Genomic DNA, 9,274 nt, shown 5'->3' with positions numbered 1-9,274 from the left:
GAAAGGGGAGATCCCGCCGCTGCGCTTGCGCTGTTCCGTAAGTATGTGAATTTGACCGATTCACTTTCCCTTGTCTCTGACTCGGAAAGTATCAGAAGAATGAATGCGCTTTACAATTACCAGTTGCGGGAGAAAGAAAACATACGTTTGAAGGAATCCGCCAAGCGTAGGCGCTTGTTGATGATTGGAGTGTTGACCTTGGGCATTGCTCTGATTGCTGGAGGTTGGATTTATCATGTTCATAAAAAGAGAAGGTTGGTGACCCAATTGAACAGATTGGAACAGCTGAATGCAGAGATTTATCGGAAAACCTCGAATTATATTGCTGATAAACAGTCGGAAATCAGTCGGCTGGATGAAAATATCAGGTCTCTGAAAGCGCAGCTGGAGGAGGCTGAACTGCAGATTAAGCATCGGGAGCAGGAAGCGGAAAAAGTGCATGAACTGGAAACGAGTTTGGCAGAGGCCATGTCTACAATTTCTGAATTGGAAAAGCAAAAAGACCTGGCTGTTTTTCAGAAAACAAAAGCGGAGTCTGTTCAAAACCAGCAGTATAAGGCTGAGAATTTGCTCTATAATTCAGATATATATCAGCGCTTAAAACAGATAGTGCATGGTGGAGGCAAACATAGTGTCACGCGTAATGATTGGGAGGCTCTTCAACAACAGATAGATTTGTGTTTTGAAGGATTTAGTTCGAAGGTCAAAAGCTTTTATCCGATAAAAGAACGGGATTTTCACATTTGTATGTTGTTGCGAGCCGGATTCCAAAGTAAGGAAATAGCCTTGTTGGTTTGTTTGTCGGCCGAGGGTGTGTGTTCTGCCTGCCGGAGGATGCACGCAAAGGCATTCTGTTTGCCTAAGGGAAACCCCAAGGAATGGAATGATATAATTCGTTCATTATAAGGATGATATATTGGTTTTGCACATTTTTTGCACAGTGATTTTCTGTCTGCTTTAAAATGCACATTTTTTGCACAGTATTTTTTGCGGGTCTTTGCTTTATATTGCCTACTTTTGAAGCGTACTAAAACTAAAATATCATGAAACATTTGATTTTATTGGTAATGGCATTGTCTTTGGACTGTACGATGTGGGCTGAAGAAAAAAATGTTCCCTTACATAATAATGATAGTAGCAATACAAAAAGCAGTAATTGGGAGCAGATTGACAGGCGTTCTCTTTCCATCGACCCTCGTGCCACGTATGACGCTTCTACACTTTATCTTTACGCTCCGCTGGAGTGGGAGAATGTGGAAGTCACACTTTACGATGCTTATGGCAACGTACTCTTTACTGAGGTAGTTACTTTAAGCCCTGTAGCTTACCGGATAGAGTTGGACGGCTTCGAGGTGAAGAACTTTATGGTAGAATTGGCCACGGATGAGGCGAGCTATTACGGGGAATTTTCCTTATAAACAGTGTAAGTTTTGAGACTATTTATCTTAATATTAATTTAAATTTTTTGTGTATGAAAAAGTTGACAAAAATCAACTTGCTAAATCTCAGTCAGACTGAGATGGCAAAGCGACAGGAAAGCATGCTGAAAGGTGGATATTATCTTCCGTGTGTTTGTGTATATGGATGTGCTTGCAGATATGCAGGCGACAAGGAGGGGCCGGATGATTCTTTCTATGGCGGATCCAGTCATCAAAATGTAAATGATAACAAGACCCTACCAACTGATAATGGTAATAGTCTTACGTATGCGCCAAGATAATGAAACAGTTTCATTATTCTTGATCAAGTATTGAAAAATGTAGAGTCTGTTTAAGTTCTCTTTTTTAACCCTCTTAATGATAATTCAGGAGTTTCATAACTATTTATGAACGCTTTGGGTTATTGCGGTTGAAAAACGAACTTAACGGCTCTATATTTATCTAAATATATGAAACTGTAGAGAGCTTTTCTGCTCTGCGTGTTGTTTCCTAACTTCATGCACAACAAGTGTTGTGCTTTGCTTATATAATCCATTCTAATATCTTGATAAAATATATGTTTTGTAAATTAACATCTTTAGCTTTCGTGTGTAGTGCCATAGTTTTGATAGTTGCTTCTTGTCAGGGAAATCAGAAGCAGAATGTGAATATGGTCCAAGGCATCCCGACGTTCGATTTTCAGGCAGAATACCCTATTAAGGAACTGGCTTTTCAGGATGTGGCCGATGTGGAATACATCCCTCTGGAAACTACCGATTCTTCCTTGATATCCGGAGTTACGTATATGTTTGTATCTGACAATGAAATCATTACGCATAATTACCAAACCGGATCAGTGATTATTTTCGATAGGACAGGGAAATACAAGAGTTCTTTTTCCCACCAAGGGGAAAGTGAAGAAGAATATGTCTACGCGTTAGGCATGACCGTTGATTTTGATGCCAAAGAAATATACATATTTGATTATAGAGGTTTGGCTCCCAGCAAGGTAAAAGTCTATTCATTTACCGGTGACTACTTACGTTCCCTGCCGACTCCTGACAGATTACGCTTCGAAATCGTAGATTATGATACGAATAATCTTTTTGCTGAAGATATAGCTTATACCGATTTGGATCTCCCACAATCATCCAAGCCGAGCCAGGAACCTTATTACCTGATTTCAAAGCAGACCGGGGAAATACAGCCTTTAAAACTGCATGTAAACGACCGGCTGCGCAACCAGATAAATGAAACTACAATGTTAGAACCGGACTACTCTCAAACGGTGAGCATCAACATTCCTATTTACCCGGTTTCCAAAAGCGGGAAAGAGATTTTTGTGGCAGACTTCGGGCTGGATACCATATATTCTCTCCAAGCGGGTCAGTGGACACCGGTTGCAGCCAAAGTCAACCGGCAGACTTCCCATGGCAGCGTAATTATGACCGAGGTTTGCATGCAGAGCGAGAAATATCTGTTGCTGTACACTTTCGATAAAAGATTGCTGACAAAGAATCCGCCAAGTACTCCAGACCCAGTATTCTATCTTTATGATAAAGCAAGCGGGAAGATTGAAATCGTGGAATTATTCAACCGTGACGGAATATCCTATAAGGAGACGTTGTCTTTGAACGCTGGATTGCCGTGTAGCAGCCATAGCATTCTGCCTGCAAATACCATGAGGTTCTGTTATTCCTCCAGCTATTTGTTGGAAAAACTGGAAAAGGGCGAGTTGAAGGGCAAGCTGAAAGAAGTGGCCGAGAAGCTGGATGTGGAAGACAATCCGGTGCTGGTGCTGGTTAAATTCAAGGAATAGATTAAGTAACTATGGAAGGTGGAATCAATGCCAGGCAAATTGAATTAAATCTGGTTCATTTGCCTCAACTTGTTTTTGAAGTGACAGATGCATGTAACTTACGGTGTAAATATTGCGCTTATGCAGGCTTATATGCAGGCTATGACAAACGTGAAGATTTGAATTTCCCTATTCATCGGGCCAAACTCCTCATTGACTATTTATATGATACCTATTGGAAAAATAATGAAGAGGATGAGTTTGTTGAGCCGATAAGTATAGGTTTCTACGGCGGGGAACCATTACTCAATGTTCCATTTATCCAAGCAATAATGGAGTATATAGAAAGATTGCATTTGAAAAGTAAAATGATTTTCTATGCAATGACGACCAATGCCATGTTGTTGGATAAATATATGGACTTCTTGGCAGAAAAAGAGGTACGTCTGCTTATCAGTCTGGACGGCGATAGAGAAGGACAAGGCTATCGGGTAGACGCAGCAGGTCAAAATTCTTTTGACAGAGTCTTCAAAAATATAAATCTGTTGCGAGATAAACATCCCCGATACTTTGACAAATTTGTTCAGTTCAATGCTGTGTTGCATAGTAAGAATAGCGTTGAAAGAATTTTCACGTTCTTTCAGGACATATTCAACAAAGATCCGTATATCTCCCCTTTGAATAGATCCGGGATACGTTCTGACAAGATAGAAGAATTCAATAGGACTTATCAAAATTATACAGAGAGTTTATCTCAGGCTAATAATTGTGAAACATTGAAGGAGGAATTGTTTATTAAAAATCCGGATACGAGTTTGTTGATGGATTATTTGTATTACTATTCCGGAAATGTATTTTTCAATTATAACCATCTGTTTGTTATGAATGACAAAACTCCTCATTTCCAGACCGGCACTTGTATCCCCTTTTCCAAGAAAATGTTCGTCACCGTCAAGGGTCGTATCCTTCAATGCGAGCGCATCAACCACGAGTTTGCCTTGGGACAGGTAACAGACAACGGCGTGGAACTGGATTTGGAACAAGCAGCCCGGCAATACAACGGTTATGTGCAGAAATATACCCGCCAGTGCCGTCATTGCGGCAACCGGAGGGCGTGCATGCAGTGCGTGTATCAGATAGACGACATCCATGAAGCGGGCACCACCTGCCGTTCGTTCTGCACGGATGCGCAACGCAAGGAATATAACCGGCAAAGCCTGGAATACCTGAGCCGGCATCCGGAATTGTATAAACGATTGTTGAACGATGTAACGATAAGAGGATGAAAAAGTACGACTGGTTTTCATTGCATCCTTCCTGCTTCCTTTGGTTGAAAGGCACGGAAGGGTTGGTGTATAACTCGGAGAACGGTGCGAAGGTTCGGTTCCGTAGTACGGGCCGTGTGGCGGAGGTGGCAGACCGGCTGTCGCATCCGGAAAACCTGTATGTCGTCCGGTTGGACGAAGAGCAGTGCCGGGACCGGGAACTGACAGCCTGGTTGGAAGAGATCGAGGCGAAAGGCTGCGGGGTGCGGGTGCCCGACGACGGGCAACATGCACGCCCCTTGTCCTTGCCGCCCGTGTTGCGGGTGCAGGACGAAGCCGAATATTACCGCTGGGAACACCGGCAGGGCATAGACGGCAATGTGTTGGACAACCTGCACCGGCTGGTGTTCCACCTCAACGGCAGCCGTCACGGCAACGACGGCTACGCCCGTCAGTTGCCCGCTTATCCCACCACGCAGGCGGCTGCCCTGGTTCCGGACGAGGTGCGCCGCTTTGTGCGGAACGCCCGTCTTTCTCCTTTCCTTTCAGAAATTGTGCTGACGGGCCATCCCTTTGCCGCAGCCGGAGGGAAAGAGTTGGCGCAGGCGTTGCAGGAAGTCTGTCCGGTGACGGTATGCTGCACGCAGGCCGATGCCTTGGAGCATCCGGAAGAGGCACGGGCGTGGGCCGCCTCGCTGCACCTGGACATTGCCGTGACCGACTACGGACAGACAGCCGCCTTGCCGCGCGATGCCTCGCTGACCTGCCTCATCGCTTCGGAGAGCGATGCCGTACAGGCTACAGCCCTTGAAGAAGAGGGCAGTTTCCGCGCCGTGGCTTTCGTGCCGGTCTATACGGGCGACAATGATGCCTTCATGGCTTCGTGCGTGTATGTGGATGCGGACGACCTGTGGCAGTCCGCTCCGGGCAAACAAGAGATATTCATCCGCCAGAAACTGAACATCTACGACTTCGGCCGGTTGATAGTGATGCCGGACGGGCAGGTGTATGCCAACCCCAACACGGAAGCTTTGGGCAACATCCGTGAGACACCTCACCGGCTGGTCTACCGCGAGATTACCGAAGGACATTCCTGGCTGCGGGTGCGCGACAGCCGTCCGTGCTGCGACTGCATCTGGCAGTGGCTCTGTCCCTCGCCTTCGACTTATGGGCAGGTATTGGGCAGGGATAATTTGTGTCATATATGATTACACTTTCCGTTATCATTCCCGTCTACAACACCCGTCCTTATTTGGACGAGTGTCTGCGCTCCCTGCAGGAACAGACTTTGCGCGACTTTGAAGTGGTGATGGTAGACGACGGATCTACCGATGGTTCGGACGAAGTGATGCGCCGTTTTGCCGGTGCCGACCACCGTTTTCGCTGTATATGGCAGACCAACAGCGGTCCGTCTGCCGCACGCAACCGGGGACTTCGGGAGGCGCAGGGACAGTATGTGGCTTTTCTGGATTGCGACGACTGGCTGCTGTCTGCCGACTGTATGGAGCGGATGTGCCGCTTCATGGACGAAACCGGTGCCGACGTGGCGGTGGGACATGTGCTTTCGGTTTGGCCGGCCGGACGGCGCCGGACGTGGGGCGAAGGACAGGAAAAACTCTTTGTGCCCGGCAGAGTGACAGACGGGGGAGAGTTCTTTGCCCGTGTATGGGAGAACGGCTGTTACGTCCCCATGCTGTACACTTGTGTGTATCGGCGCAGTTTTTTGCACGGACATGGCTTTGTGTTCGATGTGGAGTCCATCCACGAAGACGAACTGTGGACGCCGGTCGTGCTGACCTCGGCACGGAAGGTGGTCTATACAGACGTGGTACACTATGCCTACCGGCAGCGCGAAGGCTCCATCATGTCGGGGCTTTCGGCAAAGGAACGGGTGGCTTCCTTGCCGGTCACCATCCGGAAACTGCGGGAGTATGCCCTCGGTTATGCAGACAACGCGGACGGACGGATACGGAACGCGCTGTTGCAGGACGTTGCCCAGTTGGAAAGGATTTTGGCAGGATTGCGCCCCGCCCCTCTGGCGGGGAGGCAGCTGGCCGACCATTGGCTGTTGCACGGTCTGTTTATGGAAGATAACGGGTTGTGGAACGGCAGACTGGGATTGTCTTTGTTCTTCTACCTGTTGTGGCGGCATACCGGCAACCATTGGTACGAGGAATTTGCGGGTGAGTTGCTGGACCGGGTCTGTAACGGCCTTTCCAACCGCCTGCCGGTACACTTCGCCGACGGATTGTGCGGGATAGGCTGGGGCATCGAGTGGCTGAGGGAAGCGGGTTTCATAGAGGGAGACACCGATGACATACTGGAAGAAGTGGACCGTGCCGTCATGGAGCGGGATGTGCGCCGGATGGCCGATACCGGATTGGAGACCGGGCTGAAGGGCATAGCCGCCTACGTGCGCAGCCGCTTGGACAGCCCTCGACAGCCGGAAAAGCCGCAGCCGTTCGATGCCGCCTACCTGCAGGAACTGGAAGAAGCCTGCCGCCGGGCGGATATCGGACTGTGGGACGGGTCGTGCAGCCCTACGGACGTGTGGACGCAGCTGCTGGAACGGTGGGATGACGGTTTCCGGACAGACAGCCTGAGCTGGCAGCGGGGTATTGTCCAATTAGAAAAAGGAGGAACGGCATGGAAGAAATAAAAGTCAGCATACTGGTGCCTGCCTATAACGTGGAGGCATACGCGGAAGAGTGCCTGCGGTCGCTGCTGGCACAGACCTTGCGCGAGATAGAAATCGTATGGGTGGACGACGGCTCGACGGACGGCATACACGACGTGGCAACCCGCCTGGCCGCTTCGGACAACCGCCTGCGCCTGTTCCGCTTGCCGGAACATCAGGGGGTGTCGGCTGCCCGCAATGCCTGCCTGAAAGAGGCAAGGGGGCGCTATGTGACCTTTGTGGACAGCGACGATACCATCAGCCGGGTAGCGGTGGAGCACCTTTGGCAGAAGGCCGAAGCCTGCGAAGCGGACATAGTGACGGGCAGCATGCGCTATGTTTATGCCGACGGCAGGCAGTTGCGGGTGGGCGACAAGCGTGCCGTGTTCGAAACGGAAGATGCCGTACTGGACGGACAGACCTGCTTCCGGCTTCTGCAGGAGCGCGGTTGTTATGTTCCCATGGTGTGCGGCAACCTGTATCGCACTGCTTTCATCCGCGATCACGGACTGCACTTTGAGGGCGATTATCACGAAGATGAGTATTTCACGCCCTACGCCTTGTATCATGCCCGGCGGGTGGCGGAACTGCGGGAGGATTTCTATGACTACCGCCAGCGGGAAGGTTCCGTCATGAACCATCCGGGCAACCGCAAGCAACGGGCGGAAGCCTTGTATGGGGTGGGCCGGAAACTGAAACAGTTTGCCGGAGCGAATGCCCGCTGCATGGATGGCCGCATACGGGTGGCGTACGAAGACTATGCCTCCTACCTGTGCCGCCGCTCCCAGGTCCTGTATGAGTCTTACCTGGCCGGTTCGCGACGGAAATGCCTGTTGGTCTTTTCGGAAGAAAGCACCGCTTCCCGTTATGGGGTGGGTACCTACATCCGGCAAGTGCAAAAATGTCTGGACCCGGAGGAATGGGACGTGCACACCGTCACCCTGCATGCTTTGGGCTACGACCTCGACTTCTCTCTGGCCGACGGGGCGGCTGCCTATACCTTCCCCTTTATGGAAAATCACCTGTCCCAGACACCGGCTTACGAAGACAAGTATCTGAACAGTGTGTTTTACTACTTGGCTTCGCGGGTGGGAGATGGCAGGCGGGTGTATGGGCACTTCAACTTTGCTCATCATCATCCGCTGGCCGCCCTGTTCAAAGAAAAGTTGCAGGCCTTTATCGTGTTTACCCTGCATTATACCGATTGGAGCTTCGACCTGGCAGGCGACCGGGCGTGGTTGGAGCGCATTCTTGCCCATCCCGCCGGGGCCAAAGACCAACGGATAAAGACAGCTTTCGGGAAAGAGAAGGCATTTATGACGGAATGTTGCGACCGCATCATTGCCATTGCCCGTCATTCCTACGACATGTTGCGTGACTTGTATGGCATTCCCGAAGAGAAATTGGCCCTTGTGCCCAACGGCCTGCAGGATGAATATAAGGAGCGCAGCGCGGAAGATTGCCGGCTGTTGCGCAGGAAGTATGGTTTCGGGGAGCAGGAAAAACTGGTTGTCTTTGCAGGGCGGCTGGATCAGATAAAAGGGGTGGCCGAACTGATGGAAGCCTTTAAGGGCGTACTGGCTGTCCGGCACGATGTCCGTCTGGTTGTGGCAGGAAACGGTAACTTCCAGCATTGCATGGAGGCGGCAGACCCGTGTTGGCGGCAGGTCACTTTCACCGGTTTCCTGCCTAAGGAAAAGCTTTACGAACTGTATGCGGTGGCCGATGTGGGGGTAGTGCCTTCCATCCATGAAGAGTTCGGCTATGTGGCGGCAGAGATGCTGTTGCATAAAGTGCCGTTAGTGGCACACGACACTACCGGCCTGAGAGAGATTACCGATGGCGGGCGTTATGGCAGGCTGTTCCGTTTCGCGGACGACAGGAAGGATGTGTCTCCACTGAGAGATGCGTTGCTGTCGGCACTGGCCGATGGCAGGAACTCCGGCAATGAACCCATGCGGCAAGAAGGACGGCAAAGGGTATTGCAACATTACACCCTTCCGTTGTTCCGGGAACGGTTGGAAAAGGTATATGACGCTAACTCTGCGTTTGAGTTTGCTAAAGTGCCACTTTAGCGAGCTAACTCTGCATTTTAGCGAGCTAACTTTGCATTTTA

The 9,274-nt window shown here is 50.0% G+C and carries 7 protein-coding genes and 1 pseudogene; all 8 read left to right on the top strand.

The features are described from left to right. Positions 1-906, top strand: a pseudogene (locus B5F34_RS17555) (hypothetical protein); the annotation flags it as partial. 137 nt (positions 907-1,043) lie between these two features. Continuing rightward, positions 1,044-1,418, top strand: a complete 375-nt coding sequence (locus tag B5F34_RS08375) for a DUF3244 domain-containing protein (RefSeq protein ID WP_087337258.1) — start codon at positions 1,044-1,046, stop codon at positions 1,416-1,418. 53 nt (positions 1,419-1,471) lie between these two features. After that, the gene (locus tag B5F34_RS08370; protein ID WP_087337255.1) at positions 1,472-1,720 is read left to right on the top strand and encodes a TIGR04149 family rSAM-modified RiPP; all 249 of its coding nucleotides are present in this window, start codon (positions 1,472-1,474) and stop codon (positions 1,718-1,720) included. A gap of 368 nt (positions 1,721-2,088) precedes the next feature. After that, entirely contained in the window at positions 2,089-3,237 is a 1,149-nt protein-coding gene (locus B5F34_RS08365) for a 6-bladed beta-propeller (RefSeq protein ID WP_239448885.1), read from the top strand. A gap of 11 nt (positions 3,238-3,248) precedes the next feature. Continuing rightward, entirely contained in the window at positions 3,249-4,502 is a 1,254-nt protein-coding gene (locus tag B5F34_RS08360) for a radical SAM peptide maturase (protein ID WP_087337248.1), read from the top strand. Continuing rightward, positions 4,499-5,689 carry a TIGR04150 pseudo-rSAM protein gene (locus tag B5F34_RS08355; RefSeq protein ID WP_087337245.1) on the top strand — a complete coding sequence of 397 codons (1,191 nt, stop codon included), beginning with the start codon at positions 4,499-4,501 and terminating at the stop codon, positions 5,687-5,689. The genes B5F34_RS08360 and B5F34_RS08355 overlap by 4 nt, the downstream gene beginning before the upstream one ends. Then, positions 5,686-7,140, top strand: coding sequence for a glycosyltransferase (locus B5F34_RS08350; protein WP_087337242.1), 1,455 nt, complete (start codon positions 5,686-5,688; stop codon positions 7,138-7,140). Before B5F34_RS08355 ends, B5F34_RS08350 begins: the two co-directional genes overlap by 4 nt. After that, a complete protein-coding gene (locus B5F34_RS08345) occupies positions 7,128-9,233 on the top strand; it encodes a glycosyltransferase (protein WP_087337239.1) in 2,106 nt (701 codons plus the stop codon). The genes B5F34_RS08350 and B5F34_RS08345 overlap by 13 nt, the downstream gene beginning before the upstream one ends. Positions 9,234-9,274 lie beyond the last annotated feature (41 nt).

The organism is Mediterranea sp. An20 (genome assembly GCF_002160055.1).
GTDB classification, from domain to species: domain Bacteria; phylum Bacteroidota; class Bacteroidia; order Bacteroidales; family Bacteroidaceae; genus Bacteroides; species Bacteroides avicola.
The sequence above is the reverse complement of the archived record's forward strand: the minus strand, read 5'-3'. Positions and strand labels throughout refer to the sequence as shown.